Origin of the sequence: Flavobacterium sp. UMI-01, from assembly GCF_019656315.1 — a bacterium.
Classification (GTDB): domain Bacteria; phylum Bacteroidota; class Bacteroidia; order Flavobacteriales; family Flavobacteriaceae; genus Flavobacterium.
This window is the reverse complement of the sequence record NZ_BPLU01000067.1, coordinates 140,773-165,680: the sequence shown is the minus strand read 5'-3', so window position 1 is coordinate 165,680 and position 24,908 is coordinate 140,773. Positions and strand designations below refer to the sequence as shown.

At 34.6% G+C, this 24,908-nt stretch carries 19 protein-coding genes; 3 read left to right on the top strand and 16 right to left on the bottom strand.

Annotated features, from left to right (window positions below; translation table 11 throughout):
- Positions 1-111 precede the first annotated feature (111 nt).
- Complete coding sequence (locus tag K5R64_RS14680; protein WP_220764493.1) at positions 112-516, top strand: excinuclease ABC subunit B; 405 nt, start codon at positions 112-114, stop codon at positions 514-516.
- On the opposite strand, the gene K5R64_RS14675 is transcribed toward K5R64_RS14680, so the two are convergent.
- Together K5R64_RS14675 and K5R64_RS14670 are read right to left on the bottom strand one after the other, a co-directional pair.
- On the bottom strand, positions 510-2,624 hold the full coding sequence (locus tag K5R64_RS14675) for a tetratricopeptide repeat protein (RefSeq protein WP_220764492.1): 2,115 nt from the start codon (positions 2,622-2,624) through the stop codon (positions 510-512). The genes K5R64_RS14680 and K5R64_RS14675 overlap by 7 nt on opposite strands.
- A 29-nt stretch (positions 2,625-2,653) precedes the next feature.
- Entirely contained in the window at positions 2,654-3,400 is a 747-nt protein-coding gene (locus K5R64_RS14670) for a LytTR family DNA-binding domain-containing protein (protein ID WP_220764491.1), read from the bottom strand.
- A 169-nt stretch (positions 3,401-3,569) separates the two neighbouring features.
- Between K5R64_RS14670 and K5R64_RS14665 the strand changes: the two genes are divergently transcribed.
- Together K5R64_RS14665 and K5R64_RS14660 are read left to right on the top strand one after the other, a co-directional pair.
- Positions 3,570-5,354 (top strand): LamG-like jellyroll fold domain-containing protein, encoded by a 1,785-nt coding sequence (locus K5R64_RS14665; protein ID WP_220764490.1) that lies wholly within the window; start codon positions 3,570-3,572, stop codon positions 5,352-5,354.
- A gap of 190 nt (positions 5,355-5,544) precedes the next feature.
- Complete coding sequence (locus K5R64_RS14660; RefSeq protein WP_220764489.1) at positions 5,545-6,015, top strand: lipocalin family protein; 471 nt, start codon at positions 5,545-5,547, stop codon at positions 6,013-6,015.
- A 53-nt stretch (positions 6,016-6,068) separates the two neighbouring features.
- On the opposite strand, the gene uvrB is transcribed toward K5R64_RS14660, so the two are convergent.
- The 14 genes from uvrB to trmD all read right to left on the bottom strand — a co-directional run bounded on the left by uvrB (position 6,069) and on the right by trmD (position 24,787).
- The gene (gene uvrB / locus K5R64_RS14655) at positions 6,069-8,057 is read right to left on the bottom strand and encodes an excinuclease ABC subunit UvrB (protein WP_220764488.1); all 1,989 of its coding nucleotides are present in this window, start codon (positions 8,055-8,057) and stop codon (positions 6,069-6,071) included.
- Between the two features lie 144 nt (positions 8,058-8,201).
- Positions 8,202-9,179, bottom strand: a complete 978-nt coding sequence (rlmF, locus tag K5R64_RS14650) for a 23S rRNA (adenine(1618)-N(6))-methyltransferase RlmF (protein WP_220764486.1) — start codon at positions 9,177-9,179, stop codon at positions 8,202-8,204.
- Positions 9,180-9,537: 358 nt separating this feature from the next.
- Positions 9,538-10,200, bottom strand: coding sequence for a thiamine diphosphokinase (locus K5R64_RS14645; protein ID WP_220764485.1), 663 nt, complete (start codon positions 10,198-10,200; stop codon positions 9,538-9,540).
- Between the two features lie 136 nt (positions 10,201-10,336).
- Positions 10,337-11,158: a DUF4249 domain-containing protein gene (locus tag K5R64_RS14640; RefSeq protein WP_220764484.1), complete on the bottom strand. Its 822-nt coding sequence runs from the start codon at positions 11,156-11,158 to the stop codon at positions 10,337-10,339.
- 4 nt (positions 11,159-11,162) lie between these two features.
- On the bottom strand, positions 11,163-13,571 hold the full coding sequence (locus tag K5R64_RS14635; protein WP_220764483.1) for a TonB-dependent receptor: 2,409 nt from the start codon (positions 13,569-13,571) through the stop codon (positions 11,163-11,165).
- 239 nt (positions 13,572-13,810) lie between these two features.
- A complete protein-coding gene (locus K5R64_RS14630; protein WP_220764482.1) occupies positions 13,811-14,224 on the bottom strand; it encodes a PIN domain-containing protein in 414 nt (137 codons plus the stop codon).
- On the bottom strand, positions 14,221-14,469 hold the full coding sequence (locus tag K5R64_RS14625) for a DUF6364 family protein (protein ID WP_220764481.1): 249 nt from the start codon (positions 14,467-14,469) through the stop codon (positions 14,221-14,223). The genes K5R64_RS14630 and K5R64_RS14625 overlap by 4 nt, the downstream gene beginning before the upstream one ends.
- 384 nt (positions 14,470-14,853) lie before the next feature.
- Positions 14,854-15,702, bottom strand: a complete 849-nt coding sequence (locus K5R64_RS14620) for a hypothetical protein (RefSeq protein WP_220764480.1) — start codon at positions 15,700-15,702, stop codon at positions 14,854-14,856.
- A 383-nt stretch (positions 15,703-16,085) separates the two neighbouring features.
- A complete protein-coding gene (locus K5R64_RS14615) occupies positions 16,086-16,568 on the bottom strand; it encodes a hypothetical protein (protein WP_157499447.1) in 483 nt (160 codons plus the stop codon).
- Between the two features lie 158 nt (positions 16,569-16,726).
- Positions 16,727-19,528, bottom strand: coding sequence for a TrlF family AAA-like ATPase (locus K5R64_RS14610; protein WP_220764478.1), 2,802 nt, complete (start codon positions 19,526-19,528; stop codon positions 16,727-16,729).
- Between the two features lie 155 nt (positions 19,529-19,683).
- Positions 19,684-20,199 carry a hypothetical protein gene (locus K5R64_RS14605; protein WP_220764476.1) on the bottom strand — a complete coding sequence of 172 codons (516 nt, stop codon included), beginning with the start codon at positions 20,197-20,199 and terminating at the stop codon, positions 19,684-19,686.
- Between the two features lie 656 nt (positions 20,200-20,855).
- Positions 20,856-23,093, bottom strand: a complete 2,238-nt coding sequence (locus K5R64_RS14600; RefSeq protein WP_220764474.1) for an NADP-dependent isocitrate dehydrogenase — start codon at positions 23,091-23,093, stop codon at positions 20,856-20,858.
- A gap of 431 nt (positions 23,094-23,524) precedes the next feature.
- Complete coding sequence (gene rplS, locus K5R64_RS14595; protein ID WP_220764472.1) at positions 23,525-23,875, bottom strand: 50S ribosomal protein L19; 351 nt, start codon at positions 23,873-23,875, stop codon at positions 23,525-23,527.
- Positions 23,876-24,112: 237 nt separating this feature from the next.
- The gene (trmD, locus tag K5R64_RS14590; protein WP_220764808.1) at positions 24,113-24,787 is read right to left on the bottom strand and encodes a tRNA (guanosine(37)-N1)-methyltransferase TrmD; all 675 of its coding nucleotides are present in this window, start codon (positions 24,785-24,787) and stop codon (positions 24,113-24,115) included.
- Positions 24,788-24,908 lie beyond the last annotated feature (121 nt).

Genomic DNA, 24,908 nt, shown 5'->3' with positions numbered 1-24,908 from the left:
TGATGTGTTTTTGTCAAAAAAGCCCTCGAAATAAAATTATATTATCGAAAAATCAATTGTTTTTTGCTTATTGTGAAAAATATGATAAATTAGCACAAATTAAAAGAGGGAATGAACGTCTATCAAGAAAAGAAAAATTTACTATTGGACATGATTGCCTATGCAACTGTCAACGGACAATTGGAAAAAAAAGAATTTGATTTTTTATTCATGTTATCCAATACGTTAGATATTGAAAGAGGTGGTTTTATGGAGTTGTTTTATAAAGGAACAACCTTAAAAATGATTAAAGACGAGAATGTCCGAATTCTTCAATTTTACAGACTGGCCATATTAATGCAAAAAGACGGAATCTTATTTGTGAAGGACGCTACTGCTATCAAACAGTTTGCCATTCATATGGGGGTTAATCTGGATGCAGTAAAAAAAGTACTCAAAAAAATGAAAGCAGCTCCCGATACTCAAATCAGTATCAATGAGTTGTTGCGTATTTTTAAGGAAGCATCGTATCAATAAATTTCGATTGTCAAAACTACTTTTGTTCCTATTACTTCATTCGTATTGGTAAGGAGGTCCTCATAAATTATCGCATTGCTCGTATTTTTATTCCAAATTTCTAAGCGTTGGTCTATTGATTGGGTGGAAAAGGAGTTGTGTTTTAATTGGTTTTTGACTTTGATTTCATTTGACTTTGTTCTTCCAATCCCGTTGTCTTGTATGGTGCAAATGAGATGTTTTTCAGAAGCATCCAATTCAAAAAGAAGCCGTACTTCTTTATATCCTTCTTTGTGTAAAAGTCCGTGTTTGATGCTATTTTCAACAAAAGGTTGAATGAGCATGGGCGGAATTTGGATATAATCATCATCTACTGCGGGGGCAATATCGATGAAATATTCAAAATCATTATCAAAACGCATTTTTTCTAGCTCAAGGTATTTGGTCAGAATTTCAATTTCGGTAGCAATGGGAATTTTTTTCTTTCCCGACACTTCTAATATTTGTCTGGTCAAATAGGTGAAATTGCTCATTTGTTCGTTAGCTGTAATTTTATCCCCAAACATAAATTGCTCTTGAATGCTATTCAATGCATTAAAAATAAAATGGGGGTTCATCTGACTTTTCAATGCTTTAAGTTCACTTTCAGCTGCTTTTTTCTCCGCTTCAATTGTTTTTTGTGCTTCTTCAAGTTCAATTTTTAAAAGTTCGTTTTGTTTCTTGATTTTGTATCGATTGAAAAGGAAATAGCTAACTGCACCTATTGAAATAAAAAGAGTAATTAATACAAAAACAAGGGTTGTTTGTCGCTCTGATTTTAATTCGGCAATTTTTTTCTCTTGAGATAGTAATTTGATTTGGTTTTCTTTTTTTTCTGTTTCGTAGCGATGAGTTGCTTTGAGTGCAATATCTTTACTTTCGTCAAAATATATTTTTTCTGCGATTTCGGCTGCAGCTTTATGGAATAGGTAGGCTTGTTTATACTCTTTCGTTTTAAAATAAATTTGACTGATTAATTCAGCGGCTAATTTGATGTCAGACTTAAAATTGGTTTTTTCCGCTAGGGAATATCCTAATAAAGCATATTCAAGTGCTTTTTTATTGTTGTTTTGATCAAAATAAATGGTTCCTAAATGAACCGAAATTTTAGACTGATTGGCTTCACTTTTTATTTTTTTAAAAATAGCATAAGCTTTTAGAAAATAGGCCTTAGCTTTTTCTAATTCCTTTTTTTTATGAAAAATAAAGCCATAATTTTTATAGGAAGTAGCAATAAAGTCGGTGTTTTTATATTTATTAGCGAGTCTAAAAGCTTGGTTGTTTAATGTAAGGGCCTGATCAATTTGGTCGGTTTTTATAAAGATAGCCGTAAGAGAGCATAATATCAATATTTTTCGTTCGATATTGTTTTGTTGAGTATCTATTTCCAAACATTTTTGGTAGTAAGAGATACTTTTTTGGTACTCTTTTAAATTTTCGAATATTCTGGCTAATGAAAAATAAGTACGTTCCAAACCTTCTGCGTCATTGATTTTGTCAAAGAGTTTTAAGGCTTTCATGTTGTAATTAATAGCAAGTGTGGTATTGCCCAGATTATTGTGAATAAATCCTAAATCTGTGAGGACATACGCTTGATTGCTGAGATCTTTGGATAGTTTAGCATAATAATAAGCTCTTTGCATGTACACTAAATTGCTGTCGATTTTACCTAAATAGTCAAAGGCCGTGGCTATATTTTGTAGTGCTAATGCTTTTCCGTAATTGTAATTTATTTTGGAGGCAACATGGAAGGATTTTTTATAAATTAAAATCGATTTTTCAAATTGTTCCTTATAAACATTATAGGCACCTTCATTGTTATAAGCGATGCTTAGATATTTCAAATAGGTTTTGTAACGAATAGAGTCTTTTTCAACGCTTGATTTTTGGAGAGCAAGGTCTTTTAATTCATTATTATATTCAATCCAGACAGAGTAATCATTTTCTTCCTCGATAATTTGGTTTAATAAAAAACATCTTGTAGTATCTTTTTTGAGATGTCTTTTTAATTGTGTGTCAGGATTAGTTTTTTGTGCTAAACAAAAAGAAAAAAAAACTAGAAATATTGAGAGTAGATGGTATTTTTTCATGATGCGTTTTAGACCAAAAAGTAATGCTTTTAAACACTAAAAGTGCCAACAATAGCATCAAAATCATTCTTTTTTTCGCGAGCAATTGGAATGGTTTTGTTATTGCAAAAGGTTAAGGAAGCCCCTTCTTTTTTATTGTATTTTTCTATCTGCTGCATGTTGACCATATACGAACGGTGTACTCTGAAAAAACGAGAATCCTTTTGTAAAAGCTCTTCAAATTCTTTTATTTTTTTGCACACTAAAAATTTGTCATTCGATGTAATGACATGCGTGTAAGAACCGTCAGCTTCAAAGTATAAAATCGAGTCAATTTTAACGAAAGTCAATCCGTCAGAAAGTGGTAAGGCAATTTTTTGTAACTGATTGACGGTGATGTTTTCTTTTAAGACGGCAATGCGATGGTTAATTTGGTTTTGACCATGTTGTTTGATGGCCTTTTCAATAGCCAGTTGTAGCTTGCTAATGCTGATGGGTTTTAAAATATAATCTACTGCCGAAACTTCAAAAGCTTTGATGGCATATTCAGAATAAGCAGTACAAAAAATGGTTTCGAAAGTAGGATTTTCATAGTATTCAAACAACGAAAAACCATTTTCATTAGGCATTTCGATATCTAAAAAAACCAAATCTACCGTTGTGGAATTGATCAATTTTACAGCTGTTTTGACATCAGAGGCTTCCCCAACAATTTCAATTCCTTTTCCATATTCCAAAAGAATGTTTTTAAGTAAAGATCTTGCTTTGGGTTCGTCATCAACAATAATGGCTCTCATCTAAGATATGATTTAATTGTGGCTAAAATACGAGTTTGTTTTGATTTGCGAATGGAATGTTTTGTGAAATAATTACCATTTATGAAGTCAAACCTACTGTTTGTGAATTAGGGAGGTTGAATTCATTTTTTGTAAGATACTTTTGAGTCAAATTTTAAATCAAATTACTATGAAAACACGTTTACTTTTCTTTTTTATAATGGCATTTTCGTTTGCTAAAGCTCAGGTTAGTTTTGGTACTCCTTATGCTTCAAGTGTGACAACCACTACAGCAAATTTGAATGTTTATATGAATTTGAATAATACTTACCAAGTATCGTATCAAATTGCCACAACTTCTGCGGGTGTTGCTTCGGCAGCCAATCAAGGGTCTCTAAACACTTTTGCAGGTTCTTACAATCTTGTTAAAAACTTAACTGGTTTATTACCCAATACTACTTATTATTTTAGATTTCGTGCACTTGCATTTGGGGTTTATACTAACTCTGCCATAGGTTCTTTTACAACTGCGGCTTTAGTCCCAATAATTTCTGGAGTTACTTCTTCATCAATTACAACTAATGGTGCTACTATTAATTATACTTTAAATGCTCAAGGTTTCAATACTACTTCTGTTGTAAAATATGGTTTGTCTATTGCTACAATGACAAGTCAAGTTGTGGGTAATTCGGCAACGGGAACTTCAAACACGGCAGGAAGCACTTTACTAACAGGGCTTACCCCAAACAGACAATATTATTATCAAGTTGAAGCGGTTAATGCGAACGGAACCACTACAAGTGACTCTGTTGGTACTTTTACAACAACTACTGTTTTTCCGATTATTTCAGGGGTTTCAGCATTAGTTACACAAACTACAGCAACTATTAATTACACCTTAAACGCCAATGGAAGCAATGCAACTTCAAAAGTTTATACACTAGATGGAGGAATTATTCAAACTGAAATTACTGGTGTACCAGCAACAGGAACAACCAACACAGCTGGGAGTGTTACCTTTACAGGTTTAATGCCTAATACGCAATACTATTACAGAATCGAAGCAACTAATAGCAATGGTTTTGAAATCACTGATTTATTGACTTTTACTACTGCTGCACCCCCACAATTGATTGCAGAATATACATTTAATAATACACCTAATAATGTAAATGGTAATTCGCCTTTTGGTCATTTTTTTGGACTGTCTTATACATCAGATAGACAAGAGAATCCAAATAGCGCCTTAAGTCTGACAGGTAATGGAGCTATAGCAGAAATTACCGGATTGCCTTATGGTTCAAATAGTAGAACCGTGTCTTTTTGGGTAAAAACAACAACTTTAGACCCTAATTATAATTATGTTTTTCATTACGGAGATGCAGCAAATGGGAATGGTTTTTTGTTTAAACCAGCACAATCTATCTTTTTTGCAAGTTCTGGTGGCAATAATAGCATCACTACTTCGCATACAAACAATACTTGGTATCATTATGTTTGTACGTATGATGGTACGACATCAAAAATATACAAGAATGGGATATTGATTTCAAGTGTGGCTGCAATTTGGAACACTGTTAACAATCCATACAATCAGGATTTTTTTAGATTGGGATTGACAGAATATGATTCTACAGGTTTTTTTAGTGGAGCCATTGACGATTTGAAAATTTACAACTACGCTTTAAATCAAGCAGATATCACAAGTTTATATTCTACAAATAACTTGTCAACTACTAATTTTTCTAAAAACAACCTTGAAGCAAGCATTTACCCAAACCCTGCAAGCGATATTTTGAATATTCAAATGGAGAAAGAATTAAAATTGGCTACTATTTATTCGGTTTTGGGCATTCAAGTTTTAAGTTCTACAGATAAACAAATTAATGTTTCATCATTATCATCTGGCAATTATTTTGTGCGTGTTGAAGCCGTTGATGGAGCAGTAACGACACAAAAAATAGTAAAAGAATAGGTTAAGTTTCTTTTGGTCAAAAATCCGTTGCTCAGTTCTTTTGGAGTAACGGATTTTTTAGAAATAGAATCCAAAATAGTTAAAGCATACCGTTTGTGAAATCAAACATACCGTTGGTAAAGTCACAACGGTTTTATTAAAACGGGTATAATACATTTGATTAAAGTTAAACATCTTAAATAAATAAAAAATGAAAAATTTAAAAATGCTAATGCTGGCTCTTATGGTTTCTTTGTGTGTGGTTTCTTGTTCAAAAGATGACGATCCCACTACACAGGATTTATTAGTAGGGAAATGGGAATTTATGCAATCAGGTTATGTAGATACTACTGGTAAAGAAACCTTGTACGATTGGGATAGTGATTGCGAAACAAAAAAGGATTATCTTCAATTTTTAGGAGGGACTGTTCTCAAAGAAAGTTACTATGATGATTGTTCTAACACAGTTGACTACAATGGAACATGGACTTTAAATGACAAGACGATTACTACGGCAAATTCTGATGAATTTGGCTCAAGAAACCTAGAGATTGTAGAGTTGACAGACACGGTTTTGAAAGTGAGATTTCCTTATGATTATAAATATGCAAAAACGACTTCAACTACTAAAGATAGTCCTTTTGCGTTTATTATTTATATTTTCAGAAAAGGAGCTAATTAAAAGTTTAGATTTTAAATACCAAAAACCGTTGTTTTCTTAGGACAACGGTTTTTTTATAATTTTTCCTGTAAAGCTTTTATCTCATCCCTCAATTTGGCGGCTTGCATAAAGTCGAGTTCTTTGGCGGCTTTTTCCATGGCTTTTCGCTTTTCGCGAATGCGTTTCTCTGTTTCTGCTTTCGATAAATATTCCGTTTCGGGTTCAGCAGCTGTGTGTAACGTATGTCCTAATTCGTATTCCACCAATTTATTATTGGTAAAAGCACTGTCAATTTTTTTGTTTAATGCTTTTGGAACAATATTGTTAGCCGTATTAAAATTGATTTGTTTGGTACGACGGTATTCTGTTTCATCAATGGTTTTTTGCATACTGGCGGTGATTTTATCTGCATACATGATGGCTTTTCCGTTGAGGTTACGAGCGGCTCGACCAATGGTTTGCGTAAGCGAACGATGCGAACGTAAGAATCCTTCTTTATCAGCGTCCAAAATAGCAACCAATGATACCTCAGGTAAATCCAGACCTTCACGTAATAAGTTGACACCAATCAAGACATCAAACAAGCCTTTTCGCAAATCCTGCATGATTTCTATTCGTTCTAGTGTATCTACATCAGAGTGGATGTAACGGCAACGAATGGAAACTTTGGTCAAGTATTTAGCCAATTCTTCTGCCATTCGTTTGGTTAGTGTGGTTACTAAAACACGTTCGTCCAATTCACACCGTTGTTGGATTTCTTCAATCAAATCGTCAATTTGGTTCAAACTAGGACGAATTTCAATAATAGGATCCAATAATCCCGTTGGACGAATGACCTGTTCCACATATACACCACCACTTTTTTGCAATTCATAATCGGCTGGGGTGGCCGAAACATAAATTACCTGATTTTGCATGGCTTCAAATTCGTCAAATTTTAAGGGACGATTGTCCATAGCTGCTGGTAAACGGAAACCGTATTCCACTAAATTTTCTTTACGGCTTCGGTCACCACCGTACATGGCGTGCACTTGTGAGAGGGTTACGTGACTTTCGTCCACGACCATCAAATAATCTTTTGGGAAATAATCCAACAAACAGAACGGTCGCGTACCTGCTTGCCTGCCGTCTAGGTAACGAGAGTAATTTTCGATACCCGAACAATATCCTAATTCCCGAATCATTTCTAGGTCAAAATTGGTGCGTTCTTCCAAACGTTTTGCTTCGAGATGTTTGCCTATTTCTTTGAAATAATCGACTTGTTTGACCAAATCTTGTTGGATTTCCCAAATCGCTCCTTGCAATACATCAGGTGAAGTCACAAACATATTGGCGGGGTAAATCGTTAGTTTTTCAAAACGTTCAATTACTTTTGAAGTGTTAATGTCGAAAGATTCAATTTCTTCAATTTCATCACCAAAAAAGTGAATGCGATAAGCGTCATCAGCATAACTTGGATAGACTTCGACAATATCACCTTTGATTCTAAAATTCCCAGGCGCAAAGTCGGCTTCAGTTCGAGAATATAAACTTTGTACTAAGCTGTGTAGTAATTTGGTACGAGAGATTTCCTGATCTCTTTCGATAGCAATCACATTTTTTTGAAATTCGACAGGATTTCCAATACCATACAAACAAGAAACAGAAGCGACCACAAGAATGTCTCTTCTTCCCGAAAGTAGCGAAGAGGTGGTGCTCAAACGCATCTTTTCGAGTTCTTCGTTGATAGACAAATCTTTTTCAATGAAAACTCCTGTTACTGGCATAAAAGCCTCTGGTTGGTAATAATCGTAATAAGAAACAAAATATTCTACCGCATTATTAGGGAAAAATTGTTTGAATTCCGAATACAATTGGGCTGCTAAAGTTTTATTGTGTGCCAAGACCAGCGTAGGGCGTTGCACTTCCTGAATCACATTGGCAACAGTAAATGTCTTTCCTGAACCCGTTACTCCTAATAGTGTTTGGTGTTCGTCACCCTCACGGATGCCCTGAGCTAATTTTTTAATAGCTTCTGGTTGATCTCCTTTGGGTTGGTAATCGGATACGACTTGGAAATTCATTGTTTTTGTGTTGCAAAAGTTCAGATGGCAAAGTTACAAAGTTTATTGGCAATTCATTTGCCTCTCAAAGTAAAATGAAAAGTTACTAGCCTTTGGCCACATAAAACAATAATAATAAAGGACAGAGTAAGGAAAATCTAAAAATTAATACACTTTAAATTTTGGTTCTTCAAACTTCCAATCTTCTTGTTGTTTTTTACTCAAAAACGACCAAGCTAAAAGACGGCTGGTTTTTTGTCCTTGCGCCATTTCGATAGTATGTATTTGTGCCGCGTTGACTTTGCTAAGGGTTTTATGCAAACTTTTGAGGTGGGATTGCTTAGAAACTAAGGTAGTGAACCATAAACATTGCATAGGATAGCGAGCGCTTTCGTATATCATTTGGGTAATAAAAGCCAGTTCGCCACCATCACACCATAATTCGGTGTTTTGACCGCCAAAGTTCAGTTGGGTTTTGGTTGCTTTCTTGTTTTCTAAATTACTTATTTTACGCAGATTGCCTTTGCTTGCTTCCTCAGCTGATTTGTGAAATGGGGGATTACTAATGGTAAACGCAAAACGATCTTCGGGGGTAATGATGTTTTTAAAAATGAATCGAGACTCAATTTGTTGCTGTAGGCTTATGGCATCGATTAGTTTAGGATTGGCTTCAATAATGGCACTACAATTGGATAACGCTTTTTCGTCAATATCTGTTCCTACAAAACTCCAATCGTAAATTGCGTTTCCTAAAATGGGATAAATACAGTTGGCTCCCACACCAATATCTAAGCCTTCCACTGTTGTTCCTGTAGGGATTATACCGTTGTTGCTTTCGGCCAATAAATCGGCGATATTATGGATGTAATCGGCTCTTCCTGGAATAGGGGGACACAAATAATCGTTGGGGATATCCCAGTTTTGGATGCCGTAATTGGTTTTTAAAAGGGCTTTGTTTAATGTCTTTACAGCCAATGGATTGCTAAAGTCGATTGTTTCTCCTAAAGTAATAGCATCCTGTTCGTTCATAAAAACGAAAGGTTTTAGTTCAGGACAACTGGCTGTAAGTTGTTCAAAATTATAACGCGAACGGTGTAAATTGCGTGGATGTAAGTTGATTTTTTCCGTAACTACTTTAGACATTTTTCCTTTTAATTTCGTTGCAAAGGTAAGGTTTTAAAATGGAATTATGTTTTACAAATGGTTATTTTAGAGTGAATTAGGTATCATTTTTCGATAGTAATGTTAGGGTAAGGTGTTAACTAGGTTATTAAATTGTTTTGACGGTGTAAATTTGGTTTAAATTTAACCCATCTGGTGAAATTAATTTAATACTTATTGTCACATTGAGCTTGACGAAATGTATCATATATGAAGTATTCGACCCTTCGATAAGCTCAGCTCAGACTGACATGTTAGGTATAAATAACTTTAGATTTAAATTGGAATTGCCATTTTTTAATGAATCTCATTAATTCAGCCAACGGGTGTAAATTTAAGTTTAATCCATACATTCCATAAGCAATAAATTACCTTCTTGGTGTTCAATCAGAACCAAACCATCTTGTGCGACATGATTACTACTTCCGGTACGGTAGCCCAAGGTGAGCGTATCATTTTCTAATGGATAATATAGATTTTTTGAGCATATTCCTTTGACTTCACCAATTGGAATCAAAGAAATAATGGTGTTGGCAGGATACCATTTTTCGAATTTTCGAGGCAATAAAAATACCTTAGAATGGTCGTCAAGCACCACGATTTTCAAGCTGTTGCGGTATTGAGCAATCGTGGTCAAGTTTGTGATGGTATGGTCGGCTCTTTTTCCTGTTGCCCAAATAACATTCACCGCAGGAATGTTCCTTTCAATAAGGTAGTCGAAGGCTTTTTCTAAGTCGGTTTTGTTTTGATCAGGAGCGTGAACGATTTCAAGAGGGTATTGTTTTTCTTTGTAATAATGGGCATCAAAATCACGGTCAAAATCCCCTAACAGCACATCGACCTTGATGTCTAGCGCCATAACCCTTTCTATTGCGGAATCCAGCACAATCACAATCGGGGACCATTCTAGTAGTTGTCCCAGTAGTTCCGGATGGCAGGAAGCTCCATTGGCAATGATTAAAGCGGGCTCTTGGTCGTCTTTTACGATATGATGTGAGGACATAAAATGTGATTTTGTGCCGTAAAGATAGAAAAAAGGAGGACTTATTGGCTTTTCAAATCAAAATCAAAACGGTACCAAAGCCATTAAAGAAAATAGTCTTTTAGCTGTTTTTAAAGCTGTTTTTTACTCGTTTGAACTATTGAATGGTATAAGTTTTAGTGTCAATTTCGTTTAGAGTAAAATACCCCAGAGCATAATTGTTTTTGTCCGTAGTATTGATGATGTTCCCTCTCACTGTGGCTGGAGGTGCTTGAAAAGGACCACCGCCGCCACCGCCAGCAATACTGATTAAAATATTCATGTAGTTGTAATAACTTTTAGAAATGCCATAGTGGGTTATGGTTACTTGGTCACCCGCTTTTAAATTGTCTTTTTGTGATAAACTAAAAAAGCGATTGCCTTGGAAATAACTATCCTCGTCCGCATAAAAGTTTTGTAAAATTTGATTGTTATAGCTGTATTGATACAAATAGTAATTGACTTCGTTAGCAGGGTCTGTGTAAAAAGTTTTAATTTGGATGTCAGTTCCTGTAAAGCCTCCATCGTTTTTTTGGGTAACTTCTTCAATTGGAGCTACTGATTTTAAAGTTTCGGTAGCGGTATAGGTATTTCCATTGTGCAAAATGGTCAACGTATAGGTTTCGTTGATTACTGGAACAAAATTGGAACACATATATTCGCCAGTAGCCCCAATTTCAGTAAAATTAAAAATGGTATTGCTGCTGTTTTTGATGCTAATAGTTGCCCCTGAAACCACTGGTATTTGATTGCTAAAATAAGAAGCAGTGGTGGTCAATTTTATTTTTTGATTTTTGCCATCGGTGCCTTTTTCCCATTTTATGATGGCTTCCACCACTAATTTTGGTGGTGCCGTGTCAAGGTCCACTGGGATAACATCTTCACAACTGGTAAAGAAAATCAAACTTAAAAATAAAAATAAAGTATGTAATTTTTTCATGAGATTAGAATTTGAAATTATAACTCACCGCAGGAACAATTCCAAAAATGGAGGTTCGAACGGCTTGATTGGCTCCCGTATCTTCATTTTGTCTAAAGTTGATGGAAGCAGCATTTTTACGATTGTAAAGATTGTAAATGCTAAATACCCATTCTCCTTTCCAGTTTCGGTCTTGATTTTTAGTTGGAGTCAAGGTTGCTGAAACGTCTAAGTGATGGTAGGCGGGTAGGCGGTTTTCGTTACGCAAGCCATAACTGGGTACTGCAATCCCTGAATAATAGTATTGGCTGTTAGGATAGGTAACGGGCTGTCCTGATTGGATAATGAAATTCACTCCAAAACTCCATTTTTCATTTTTTTTGTAAGCTCCTGTTAGTGCTAAATTGTGTGTTTTATCGTAAACCGAACTGTACCAAGCGCCGTTATTGATTCCTAATTCCTCTGGAGTTCTTCCTGGAGTTTGTTGCTCAGATTTGGATAAGGTGTAAGAAATCCATCCGTTCAAATTGCCTTCGTTCTTGCGAAACATAATTTCTAATCCATAGGAACGCATTTGACCGTTAAGTACAATTTGTTCAATGGCTTTGTTAGCAATTAAATCGGCACCATCGATATAATCCAATCTGTTTTTTATTTTTTTATAATAGGTTTCCACCTCCAAGGAGTACATTTTGTTCTTAAAATTTCTAAAATACCCCACGGCTACTTGGTCAGCGAGCTGTGGTTTGATGAAATTATCGCTTGGTGTCCATACGTCCAAAGGAGTAGGAGAGGAGGTGTTCGAAATTAATTGTAGGTATTGCACCATGCGATTGTAACTTCCCTTTACCGAAGCGTTGTCGTTCAGTTGATAGGAAATGGCTAAGCGAGGCTCCATATTATCATAGCGCTGAATGACTTTGTTCTTGCTGAAAAATGTTGTGCCAATAGGTGTGGCTTTTTCGTAAATCTGTAAGTCAGTATTAAAAAGGACAGGATTGTCATTGCTGTAAAGATTCATTGTGGATTGCCCCAAACGATAGAACAAACTGTATCGCAATCCATACGTTAGGGCGATTTTTTTAGAAAGTTCATGCTCTGCGCTGAGGTACAATGCCGGTTCAAAAGCATATTTTTTGTCCAATTGGTCAAAATTAATGCCCGAATTCGCATCTGAAGGCTTGATGGTACCGGGATTAAAGGAATAATAAATGGCATTAACGCCGTAATTTAATTTGAATTTATCTGAAATATAGTTTTTAAAATCATATTTGATATTGTAATTTTTGATGCCTGAATCCCAATTAAATCCAACAAAATCCAAATCTAATCCATAATAATAATCGCTATAGATTACGGATAAATTGGAAAACAATTTATCGCTAAAGAGATGGTTCCACCTTAAATTCAAAGTAGCGTTACCATACGTATTGGAAAAACTTTTATTGATAGCAAAAACATCTCTCCCAAAATAACCTGAGAGATACAAATTATTGTTATCATTGAGTTTGTAGCTCAATTTGGTATTCAAATCATAAAAGTAAGCCGAATTGTTTTTTTGTTCTTCAGAAAGTTTTAGGAACAAATGCGCATACGAACTACGTCCCCCAATCAAAAAGGAGCCTTTGTCCTTTACTAATGGCCCTTCGAGCAAGAGGCGACTCGAGATGAGTCCAATTCCTCCATTGGCATGAAAAGCTTTACTGCTTCCGTCTTTTTGATAAATATCCAAAACAGAGGAGGCCCGACCTCCAAAATTTGCTGGAATTCCACCTTTGTACAACTTTAAATCTTTGATAGCGTCAGGATTGAACACAGAGAAAAAACCAAATACGTGCGATGAATTAAAGATGGTAGCTTCGTCTAAAAGTATTAAGTTTTGATCAGCTCCACCCCCTCTGACATTAAAGCCAGAAGCGCCTTCTCCTGCATTGGTAACACCTGGGAGTAACAAGAGTGATTTGATTACATCGACCTCACCAAGAACCACAGGCATTTTTTTAATCGACGAAATAGAGAGTTTGTTGACGCTCATTTCGGGTTTTCGTATTTGTGTGCTGGTACTAGTTCCAGTTATGATAACTTCTTTTAATTCTTCTTGACTGTCGGACAGATTGAAATTTAATTTGGTGTTTTGGTCAAGATTAATTTTTTTAGTCGTATTCTGAAAACCAATATAGCTTACCAAAACGGTATAGGTGCCTTTGGGTAAGGTGATGGAATAAAATCCGTATTGATTGGTGTTGATGCTGGATTGGGTCTCAGGGATGTAGATATTGACGCCTATTAAGGTTTCGTTGTTTTTACTATCTGATATAGTCCCACTTAAAGTGAATTTTTGCTTTGCTTGTTCGTTGCCGTTTGTAATTTGTGCGAAGCCACTAAAACAATTTACTAAAAAGAAAAGTATAGCGATTTTTTTCGTGTCAAACATAATGATGAATTTGAAACGCAAATTTGAGGAATCTATAAGTAATTAGCTAATAAACATGCATTAAAACTGTGTTAATTGTCATGAGTATTAAGGGAATGTTGAATGGTATTGTCTTTTAAATAACTTCATTTTATTAATGTAGTTTTTTAAATATCACTTTGTAGGTGTAGTTTTTGGGCGCGCATAACATTTTCACACTATTGATGTGTGGATAACACATAGCCATCGAGGCTGTCCCTTTACATTATGCTGCTTAAATACTCATCCGCTGTCATAATCGGTATTGTAGCATTTTTAAAGTCTTTTGCGTTTCTGGTTATAATTATGGAGCAGTTAGATTGTAAAGCGGAAAAATATTGAACAGCATCTTCAAAATCTTTGAAATTGGAATTCAACGCTTTGTCTATTGTTTCTTCGTTAACCTCACAGACCTCACAGATTATTTTAAACTTTCGAAGTTTATTCAGTACAGTTTCTGAAGGTTCATATTTATTTAAAACGTACTCTATTGTCGTGAATGAAAGAGGTGAAACAATTAGAGAAAGCTTTTTTTGATCTGCCAAGGTTGCAACTTTAGCAATTGAATCAAAAAAAGGAACTCTTTCTCCCAATAAATCTAATATTACGTTAGTGTCTAAGAAGATTCTGCTCATTTGTGTTTTTGGTCTAAATAATCAGCACGATCTTTTTTATAATCATAATCAGCTGGAATATTAATTCCGGAAGAAAGGCTTTTTACAAACGGTGAAATTTGGATATCATTAGTAGTTTTTTCTGAAGTCAAAGAATTAAGATAGTTTTCTATAATTCGTGATAAACTTACTTTTTTTTCAGCTGCGTACTGTTTCGCTTTTTCAATCACCTCTTGGTCAAGCTTTAATGTGAGTTTAGTATCCATAGCTTAATATATTTATACGTACAAATATATGAAATTTGAACGTAATGATTGTGGGTTTCGATTTTTTTGCGATAACATCTCACTTTTAGTCGGACAAGAAAAAGGAGTTTGGCAATTTCGCAGAGTCCTATTTTAGGTTCAACTATCACTTTGAAGCGCCTAAGACAAAAAGGCTATCAATCCTTGACAGATGTTTACATCAAACTAAATCATCATTTGGAGTTTTTCCGAAATCATTTCGGGAAACCGCCGAGTCTAGCCTGTCCCGATTCGAGGGATGACCCGCTTGGCCTGTCCTGAGCGAAGCCGAAGGGCTCGGTGGTGTGAGAGGCGCACTCTGTCAGTTACTGGCAGAGCCGTCTACTCGATTATAGGCAGCTCTTTTTACCAAAACTTCCAACCTTTCTTTTTTATTAATTCTTTTACTGTCAGTTTTTTCGGTGGCTTTGGATTATCTTTTTCATACTCAAATTGATTTTGTGCATACTCTTTCATTTTGTCAATAGTTCCATTGAAATAGTATCCAGAACCAACATTCACAGGGTAATTAAAGTCAACTTTGATTTTGCCTAAAACTTCATATTCGGTTTTGTCTGTTTTTATTCCAATAGCATAACACCAACCAATTTCAATTTCATTTTTCCAGTTCGCAAATGATTTTGTCAGTATTTCAGAATTTTCAAAATCTATCAATAGTGGTTTTACTTTACTATTTATCCTGGTTAAAGCAATTAAATTAAGTCCTAATTCGGTGTCTTTTATAGCTTCTAAAACAATTGCTCCACCATAATTCTTATTTTCAAGTTCGAATATCACACAATCGCCTTTCTCAAATATAGGCTGTCGAATTATTTTCTTTTTTCTTGACTTTGCTTTTGGTTTTTCTGTTTGTAGGTCTGTAAGAAATTTTTTAAGAATTGCTTTACGCTTTTTAATGTCCTTTTCGTCTGCTTCAAGTTGTCGCCATACTTCAAGGTCTGCACCTGTTTCAATACCCTTTTTTACTCGGTTGAAAATGTCTTTGTCTAGTTGTTTACATTCCCATTGTGCTTTTGCTAACGCAAACCAAAAGTTATTACAATCGTCCGTGTCGTAAATGGTTTCTTGATTGTCAGCAATTAACTTCTTTGAAATTTCTGTAACGTCAAGTCCGTCATTATACAGGTTGAAAAACTCAACGTAAATGTCAGCGTAAGTGTCGTTAGATGATATTGCTGTTCCCCAAGCTCCCATATTTTCTTTGTAGTACTGTTTTTAGAGTTGCCTATAACGTTCCGCTGCCTGTGGCTGTTGTGGAAGTTCGTAACCTGTGTATTTTCGGCTTAACGAAAATAGGATTGCGAAACGGTAATTCCACTAAATTCCACAATAGCCACAGACAGCTGTTATGCCTTCGGTTTTTTAACCATTCCAATTTTCACGTTTCAATTTTCGGTTTCGCTTTCGCACCGCTTTTAAGTCGGAAGTAAATTTAATCTTTGTTATTATGTCTAAAATAAAAACTTTTTTTAGTTCCGATACGTTTTATTTGATAGAATATATTTTAAGTAAAGTTGCTCAATTCCTAGTCTATTCCTTTTTGATAGTCGGAACATTAGCTTTGATAAAATACCTTGTTAGTTATCAATAAAATATTTAGTTATGAATCCAATTAAAAATGTTATTATAGCAATTACCCATCTAAATCTAATATCCCAATTATTAAGCCTTAAATTATCCCTAGTTAGGTTTCGGATTTCAGCTTCTTTTTGGCGTAAAGTTTTAGTGTATTCAGAATTTTCTTTTTGTAGTTTTAGATTTTCGATTTCTAAAACATCTTTAAATTCTGCTTTTTCTGATTTCAGTTTTTCTAATTCTAAATGTTTTATCCAACCTCCGTTTAATATTATTTCTTCTGCAAGTCCAGTTAAAAATAAATCTTTATGTTCATTTTCAAACAAAAGATTCTTTTCTATTAATATTCTATGCAAAGAGATACAATCGTTTGTGGGCAACGTATTTCCTTCTAAATTTTTTAACTCAAGTCGTCTTATTCTAAAGTTAGTTTTGTTTTTTATAAATTTAAGATTGTACTCAATTAATTCGTGTATGTTTTCCATTTTCGGTTCTTTTAAACTGAGGCATAACGGTCTAGTATATGAAAAGTGGGCGATTTCAAAGCACGAAACTTTCGGTTAAGCACAAAATTTGATACGAGCCAAAAGCCTTGAATTTATTACTATTTCGCCTATTTTTTATATACATTGTTACCAGCTGGCTATTTTATATGTTTATATCTTTCAGAACGCATATTAAAAGCCTTTTCACTTCCTTCCATAACGTCACAAATTTCTTTTTTAATTGTCGGTTCTTCAACTGTTCCAGAATATAGAACTTCTAGATTCTTACTTTCAGAATCCATTGACAAAATATATTCAGCATCTCCATTTACTGGAATATTTGCATTATGGGTAACTACTATGATTTGCCTATTTTCTTTAGCTTGTTTTAAGCGGTCAACAATTAATTCATATACTAATCTATTGTCTAAATCATCTTCTGGTTGGTCTAACAAAAGAGGTGTATTACCTTGAGAAAGAATAAATGTCAAAATCGCTGTTGTTTTTTGACCTGCTGATGCTGTGGACAATGGCTTGAATGTAGATGAACCCGAAGGTTTGTATTGTATATCAATTTCATCTTCGGGAATTAGTAACTCAATTTCATCAATTTGAGATTCAGACATTCCTTTGACTAAATTCACGAAGTACCTACTAACATTTGTTACGGTTTCCTCTTTTTTAATTTTTAAAAAGATATCGCGAACATCTTTAATTTTATTCTCAACATTGCCATTAAAACAAATGTCAACCAATGAATCGATATCAGTTTCGAAACCAGTCCATCTTTGAGTAATAGCTCTAATTTTATTTACAAAATCAGCTTTATTTCTAAATTGCTTAATTGAAACTTTTACTTTATCATCTTGCATTAAGTCAGCTACAAAATTTTTTCTCAAGACAGTAATGTCTTTAGTCTTCTGCAAGAATTGATTTTGTAGATTTTCTCTTTCAGCTATTTCAGTTATAAGACTTAGTTCAATGGTTATTATTTTTTCTAGCTCTAATTCTTTTGCTTTTTTAGCTTCTGAAAGTTTTTCATAATTAGAAATGTCATCAATTCCTTGAGCTTCTAATTCAATTTTTTTGGCGTTGAAATCAAGATTATTTTGGTCAAAATCTTTATTCCAATTTGTTAAAGGCAATGAGGAGATAAAGTCGGTTCTCAATTTCTCTGCTTTTTGTTTTAAAGCCTCTATTTCACGTTTGACTTCTTCATAACCATCAACAACACTTTTGCTTAATGGAGAAATTTCGTCAGAATACTTTGTGTCAAATTCTGTAAAATCAATTTCTTCTATTTTAAGAGTATTGGAAAGATTTTCGATTTCATCCTCATTGTTTTTGGCTTCTAGAAGAAATTCATCAATAGTCTTTTTTTGACTTGTGAACGTATTTTTTGAAGTTAGCAATGAAGCTATACCACTTTGTTGTAATAATTTAATCCGAGCGTCTAAATCCGTTATTTCAGTTTGTAATTTTCCTTTTCCCGAAATTTGTTGTCTTATTGTTCTTATGGAAGCTGATTTCTCTAAAAACTCTTTTTTAATTATTTCTCTCTCATTTACAAGAGATTCCATTCCAGATATAGATTTATCAATTCTCTCTCTTAATGAATTAGGTTCTTGAGCTATTTCATATATCTGTTTTTGAGAATATTGCTCATATTGAAAAAAGTCAATAAATGATTCAGCTTCCTCCAAAATCCAATCATCTGTTTCTGAATCGTATTTCTGAATAATGATTGTTTGATTAACTGAATTAGAAATATTGCTTGCTATTATTTTATAAATAATACTATTTCTTATAAACTCTATCTCAACTGAAGTGTCTTCCTTGATAACACCTTTTTGAGTTCTAGTGTCAAAACGTTTATAAAAGTGATTATGGTCTTCAAGAATTTCTGTTAAATCGGCTAAATCATTTGTGCGATTAAACAAGCCTCGAATAAATCTCAAAATGCTTGATTTTCCACTACCACGTCCTCCAATGATTGTAGTTAATTGTGGGTTAAAATCTATTTTTAGAGGAATGTTGTCTTTTGTTATTGTTGAATTAGAAACCGTAATAGATTTAATCCACAAGTCTGGAAGATTATAAGGCGAATTAGGAGAATTAAAATCATTCTTAATTCTGAAATCAGGCAATAAAAAGGCTTGTCTCAAACCTTCAAGTGAAGGCGTGTCGCCCATTTTTATCCAAGTAAACCTAGTTCCAATTCCATCTAAGCCGTGTTTAGAATTTTTTGGTGCGTGTGGGTTGTCGGAGAAAGTTACAATAGCTTTTTTAGATTCTAAGGCGTATTTTACAGAAGTGTACCATTCTTTAATCGTTGAATCTTCGATTGAAGGTGTTGGATTATTATAATAATCGTTCAACTGTACTTTCAAGTCTACATTACCTGTCGTTTGTAAAGCAGGATCTAAAAATTCCTTATGAACTACTTGAACCGCGTTTATCTCATATTCGGCATATAATTTTTTTAAATTTCCAACACTCACAGAGCCAAGTCCGTTGTATTCGTCAATATGTGCTGGAATTACTAATGCTCCATCTTTTATAGCTAATTCGGATATTTCAAAAATGCTAGAAATGGTTGCCGCCTCTTGTTTCCCAAAATCTTCCGCTTTGATATTCGCTCTAACAAGAAAATCTCTTATGTCCGCAGTAGTTTTAGTTGTGTCAAAAATTATAAGCAAATGAACCTTACTTGCATCACAAGTTATTTCAACCCCTGGAAAGATTGTCAATGAAGTGTCTTTCGCAGCTTCTTTTATTTCATCAATACTCGCTCCTGTATTATGGTCAGTAACAGCAACACAATTCAAACCTTGCTCAATAGCTTTGTCAACCCATTGTTTAGCGGTTACAGTTTGGTCTTCAAAGCACTTACTCGCAGTTGTGTGTAGATGTAAATCACATTTAAACCATCTACTCCCTTTGTAATTTAATTCTGTCATTTAGGTTGTGTTTTTTGCTTGCTGGTAACGTTTTGCTGCTTTGAGATGGCTGGAAGTTCGTAACCTTTCAGTTTTCGGCTTAACGAAAACTTGATGCGAAACAGTAATTCCACTAAACTCCAGCTATATCAAAACAGCTGTTGTATGCTGTTTTTTTACTTTAAAATTTCTAATATTTGCATTATTGAGAATATTATTCCGAATAAACATAAAGGGAAAATTAATTCTGGTAAAGTTCGTTTTACCGTATATCCAAAATCATAAGACAATTTACCAGGAATAAATTCACGTGCTATTTTGTCTAAGTTTGTTAAATGACTTTGGCTTCCGTTTCCTATTTTAAATTTATATGTTCCTTTTTCAAGATAATAACATTCCAATAATATTGACCCTGAACTACCATTATTTGTGTTTGCTCTGAAAAATGAAGGCATATCAAAAAAACGTTTTTCGTTTTCATTAATTATCATAGCATTGAATTTTTCTAAAGCAGGTTTCGAAAAAATTTCACCATTTACCCAAAGTGAATAAAATCCAGATTTTTCAATTAATAAATCTTGTGTTCCATATTCGGCATTTGTTTTCAGAATAGTTTTTCCAACAAATATTTTGATTAAAAATACAAAGCAAACCACAATTATAAGTGACAATAAAGTTATTTCTAAATACATCTTTTATTTTGCTATTATTTTTGATTCTTCTAATTTTCTTCTGTTGCGCTAAAATAGCATACAACTTGTATATAGGAGTCATAAAGTGGCTCCAATACTCCCAAATTAGGTGCGCTTTGTGCCATAACAATGGCTTTTATTTTTAATGCTAATATATAGATAATTCTTTACAAATCATCAAAGGGACTTTTTATTTTTCGAGCACTTTTCGTATGTATGAGGTGTAAACTTCATTCGTTTTGGAGTGAATTAAAACACAACAACCTATGTGTAAATATGAAAAATAAAACGTCCACTTTAGCCCCGATTGAAGCGACAATCCTTTTCCTTTTTCTTTTAAAAAGGAAAAGATTGCAGCGTCCCGAAGCGAAATGTCATTAAGTTAAGAAGTTTACCGTCACTTCGAGTGATTTTTAATAATAATGCGACAGCTATATTATTAAAAATTGTATCGAGAAGTTTTGTTTAAACCGGAGTTCTCGATACTGAGATAAAATTTTCTATCGCAAATTTTATTTCAACTCGAACTGACGATAGCTTAACTTAACAGCATTACGAAAAGCGGGAGGGAAGGTAGTTATGAAAACAGGTGTTTTTGCTCCAAAAAAAAAGACAACCCTTTCGAGTTGTCTTTAGAATAGTAAGTATAAAAACGATTAAGCCGTTTTCAATGTTGAAATTTTATCTAAAATAGTATTCAAAGTTGTGCTTGGACGCATTGCTTTGCTTACTAAAGCTGGATTGGGTTGGTAGTAACCACCAATTTCTTGTGGTTTTCCTTGTGCGCCAATTAATTCAGCATTGATGGTAGCTTCATTATCCGTTAATTCTTTTGCAATTGGAGCAAAGATGGCTTGTAAGTCAGCATCTTTAGTTTGTGCAGCCAAAGCTTGTGCCCAGTATAAAGCTAAGTAAAAGTGAGAACCACGGTTGTCAATTTGACCTACTCTTCTAGCTGGTGATTTATCGTTTTGCAAGAAAGCATCATTGGCTTGATCTAAAGTCTCCGATAAAACAATTGCTTTTTCGTTGTTTAAACTTTGTCCTAAATGCTCTAATGAAGCACCTAGTGCTAAGAATTCACCTAATGAATCCCAACGCAAGTAACCTTCAGTTACAAATTGCTCCACGTGTTTTGGAGCGGAACCACCTGCACCCGTTTCAAACAATCCACCACCATTCATTAAGGGAACGATAGACAACATTTTTGCAGATGTTCCTACTTCTAAAATTGGGAACAAATCAGTAAGGTAATCACGCAATACGTTTCCTGTTACTGAAATCGTGTCTAAACCTTTTACAATTCTTTCTAAAGTAAATTGAGTAGCAGCAATTGGGTTTAAGATACGGATGTCTAATCCAGTTGTATCGTGATTTTTAAGGTATGTGTTTACTTTTTCGATTAATTGTCTGTCGTGTGCTCTTTTTTCGTCTAACCAGAAAACAGCAGGAGTGTCAGATAAACGTGCTCTATTAACGGCTAGTTTTACCCAGTCTTGAATAGGTGCATCTTTTGCTTGACACATTCTGAAAATGTCATTTGCTTCCACTGCTTGTTCCATTAAAACGTTTCCGTTTACATCAACTACACGAACTTTACCGTTAGCTGACATTTGGAACGTTTTGTCATGAGAACCGTATTCTTCTGCTTTTTGTGCCATCAAACCTACGTTTGGAACAGATCCCATGGTTGTTGGGTCAAAAGCACCATTCTTTTTACAGAAATCAATTGTTGCCGTATAAACTCCAGCATAAGAACGGTCTGGAATAATAGCGATAGTATCTTGTTGTTTTCCTTCTTTGTTCCACATTTGTCCAGAAGTACGAATCATAGCTGGCATTGAAGCATCTACAATTACATCTGATGGTACGTGAAGGTTTGTAATTCCTTTGTCAGAGTTTACCATAGCAAGAGCTGGACCATTTTCAATTGCTTGATCGATAGCAGCTTTTACTTCAGCTTCTTGTGCGTGACCTGCAATTTTTGCATATACGTCACCTAAACCATTTTTAGTATTTACGCCAAGTTCAGCAAATAAGGCAGCGTATTTTTCAAAAACGTCTTTGAAATATACTTCAACGATAGCTCCAAAGATAATTGGGTCAGAAACCTTCATCATCGTAGCTTTCAAGTGAACAGAAAGCAATACGCCTTGTGCTTTAGCTTCAGCAATTGTTTGTGCCACAAAAGATTTCAAAGCGTTCAAGTGCATTACTGAACTGTCGATAATTTCACCTGCTTTTAATGGAGTACTTGCTTTAAGAACAGTGGTAGTACCGTCTTCAGCAACAAATTCGATTTTTACATCAGTAGCTTCAGCTACAGTCAATGATTGCTCACTTCCGTAAAAATCTCCTTCGCTCATAGAAGCTACAGCTGTTTTGGAATCAGCAGACCAAGCTCCCATAGAGTGTGGGTTTACTTTTGCGTAATTTTTTACTGCTTTAGGAGCTCTACGATCAGAGTTTCCTTCGCGCAATACAGGGTTTACGGCAGACCCTAATATTTTAGCATATTTAGCTTTGATTTCTTTTTCAGCTTCTGTTTGTGGAGCCTCAGGATAATTAGGAACAGCGTATCCGTGTGCTTGCAATTCAGCAATTGCTCCTTTTAATTGAGGAACTGATGCAGAAACGTTTGGTAATTTGATAATGTTTGCTTCTGGAGCAGTAGCTAATTTTCCTAACTCAGCTAAGGAGTCTTTTACTCTTTGTTCTTCGGTCAAAAACTCAGGAAAATTGGCAAGGATACGTGCTGCAACAGAAATGTCTTCTGTTTCAATTTCGATACCTGCAGTCGCTGTAAACGCTTGAACAATTGGTAAAAAAGAATAAGTAGCTAACAAAGGTGCTTCGTCAGTTAATGTGTAAACAATCTTTGATTTTTGTGTCATTTTATAAATTTTATAAGCGTAATTCTTAAGCAAGAATGTGAAATGTATGTTTTGCTTTGGTTAAAGCCGTGCAAAGATATGTAAATCAGACTAAAATACAGAGCGTTTCATCAAGAATTCACCGAATTAGGGTATAACTAACGACTTAGGTTTAAAATGTTATTTTTTTAATTAAAGGCGAAGTTAGTGAAGTTGTTGGGAGTATATGTGAGAAATGGTATAATTAGGGGTATTGGGGTAGTCTTTTTAAGGTTTTTGGTTTTAAAAGAGGTGATTTTCTTGTTTTAATCCCTGTTGGTTGAAGGGGGGTATTAAACTGATGGTTTTTTTGTGTTGAATCTAGTTTTGGTTTTGTGTTTGAAATTGGCGCAAAAAAAAAGTCCCGATTCCGATTGTTCGGAACGAGACTTTTAGGATTAAGAGATAATGAATTATCTTCTTTTATCTTTAATTCTTGCTTTTTTACCAGTAAGTTCTCTGAAGTAGAAAATTCTTGCTCTACGTACAGCACCTTTCTTGTTGATTTCAACTTTTTGTAAAGCTGGCAAGTTGATAGGGAAGATACGCTCAACACCTACTGAACCTGACATTTTACGAATTGTAAAAGTTTCAGTACTTCCAGTACCTCTTCTTTGGATTACAACTCCTTTAAAGAACTGAGTTCTTGTTTTTTCACCCTCTTTAATTTCGTAGTAAACTGTGATAGTATCTCCAGCTCCGAATTCAGGGAATTCTTTTTTTGTTACAAATTCGTTATTAACGAAATCTACTAAATTTGCCATTTTATATGCTAATTATGGTTTAAAATCGGACCAACATTCACGGGTATCGCCAGAGGTTGATCAAATGTGGGCGCAAAAGTATGACTTTTGTTTTAAATTTCAAACTTTATTTTAAAGTATTCAGTGGTCATTTTTTTAGTGTTCAGTTTAATTTGATTATCCTAAGTGGGATGAATGCTATTCATGATTTTGTTTTGAAAAAACTGAATACTGAAAAGCTGAATACTGACCACTGATTTATTCTAGTAAATCCGGTCTTCTATTCTTAGTATGTTCATACGCCATGTCTTCATGCCATTTGTCAATTTTGGCAAAATTCCCACTCAATAATACCTCTGGAACCTTCCATCCTTTGTAATCGGCTGGACGTGTATAAATAGGAGGGGATAATAAATTGTCTTGAAAGCTATCAGTCAAAGCGGAGGTTTCGTCACTTAAAACCCCAGGAATTAATCGGATTAAAGCATCTGAAAGTACGATGGCTCCTAATTCACCTCCACTTAAAACATAGTCACCTATCGAAATTTCTTTGGTAATAAAATGGTCGCGTACTCTTTGATCCACGCCTTTGTAATGACCGCATAGGATAATGATATTTTCATACATCGACATGGTGTTGCACATTTTTTGATTCAATGTTTCGCCATCCGGTGACATGTATATAATCTCGTCGTACGTACGTTGGCTGGTAAGATGTGTAATACAATCGTCTATAGGTTGTACCGTCATGACCATTCCTGCACCACCACCATAGGGATAGTCATCCACACTTTTTTGCTTGTTAGTGGTATAGTCTCTCAAATTATGGAAATGAACTTCAACAAGTCCTTTGTCTATAGCTCGTTTCATAATCGAAGCTTCAAACGGACTTCGTAACAATTCAGGTAACACGGTAATAATGTCGATTCGCATGATAAATCTTCCAATAGTTAAGCGGCAAAGATACAACTTGCAACTGTTTTTGGAAGTACATTTTAGGATATTCCAAGTATTTTGATGCTGAGGGTTCTGTGGATTCGTAATGAGTAGAAAT

Coding starts and splice junctions, on each gene's coding strand:
- K5R64_RS14610 (WP_220764478.1), bottom strand. CDS start 19,528: ATGACAGAATTAAATTACAAAGGGAGTAGATGGTTTAAATGTGATTTA.
- K5R64_RS14635 (WP_220764483.1), bottom strand. CDS start 13,571: ATGTTTGACACGAAAAAAATCGCTATACTTTTCTTTTTAGTAAATTGT.
- K5R64_RS14670 (WP_220764491.1), bottom strand. CDS start 3,400: ATGAGAGCCATTATTGTTGATGACGAACCCAAAGCAAGATCTTTACTT.
- K5R64_RS14665 (WP_220764490.1), top strand. CDS start 3,570: ATGAAAACACGTTTACTTTTCTTTTTTATAATGGCATTTTCGTTTGCT.
- K5R64_RS14605 (WP_220764476.1), bottom strand. CDS start 20,199: ATGTATTTAGAAATAACTTTATTGTCACTTATAATTGTGGTTTGCTTT.
- K5R64_RS14645 (WP_220764485.1), bottom strand. CDS start 10,200: ATGTCCTCACATCATATCGTAAAAGACGACCAAGAGCCCGCTTTAATC.
- K5R64_RS14615 (WP_157499447.1), bottom strand. CDS start 16,568: ATGGAAAACATACACGAATTAATTGAGTACAATCTTAAATTTATAAAA.
- K5R64_RS14675 (WP_220764492.1), bottom strand. CDS start 2,624: ATGAAAAAATACCATCTACTCTCAATATTTCTAGTTTTTTTTTCTTTT.
- K5R64_RS14620 (WP_220764480.1), bottom strand. CDS start 15,702: ATGGGAGCTTGGGGAACAGCAATATCATCTAACGACACTTACGCTGAC.
- K5R64_RS14660 (WP_220764489.1), top strand. CDS start 5,545: ATGAAAAATTTAAAAATGCTAATGCTGGCTCTTATGGTTTCTTTGTGT.
- uvrB (WP_220764488.1), bottom strand. CDS start 8,057: ATGAATTTCCAAGTCGTATCCGATTACCAACCCAAAGGAGATCAACCA.
- trmD (WP_220764808.1), bottom strand. CDS start 24,787: ATGCGAATCGACATTATTACCGTGTTACCTGAATTGTTACGAAGTCCG.
- K5R64_RS14625 (WP_220764481.1), bottom strand. CDS start 14,469: ATGGATACTAAACTCACATTAAAGCTTGACCAAGAGGTGATTGAAAAA.
- rlmF (WP_220764486.1), bottom strand. CDS start 9,179: ATGTCTAAAGTAGTTACGGAAAAAATCAACTTACATCCACGCAATTTA.
- K5R64_RS14600 (WP_220764474.1), bottom strand. CDS start 23,093: ATGACACAAAAATCAAAGATTGTTTACACATTAACTGACGAAGCACCT.
- rplS (WP_220764472.1), bottom strand. CDS start 23,875: ATGGCAAATTTAGTAGATTTCGTTAATAACGAATTTGTAACAAAAAAA.
- K5R64_RS14630 (WP_220764482.1), bottom strand. CDS start 14,224: ATGAGCAGAATCTTCTTAGACACTAACGTAATATTAGATTTATTGGGA.
- K5R64_RS14680 (WP_220764493.1), top strand. CDS start 112: ATGAACGTCTATCAAGAAAAGAAAAATTTACTATTGGACATGATTGCC.
- K5R64_RS14640 (WP_220764484.1), bottom strand. CDS start 11,158: ATGAAAAAATTACATACTTTATTTTTATTTTTAAGTTTGATTTTCTTT.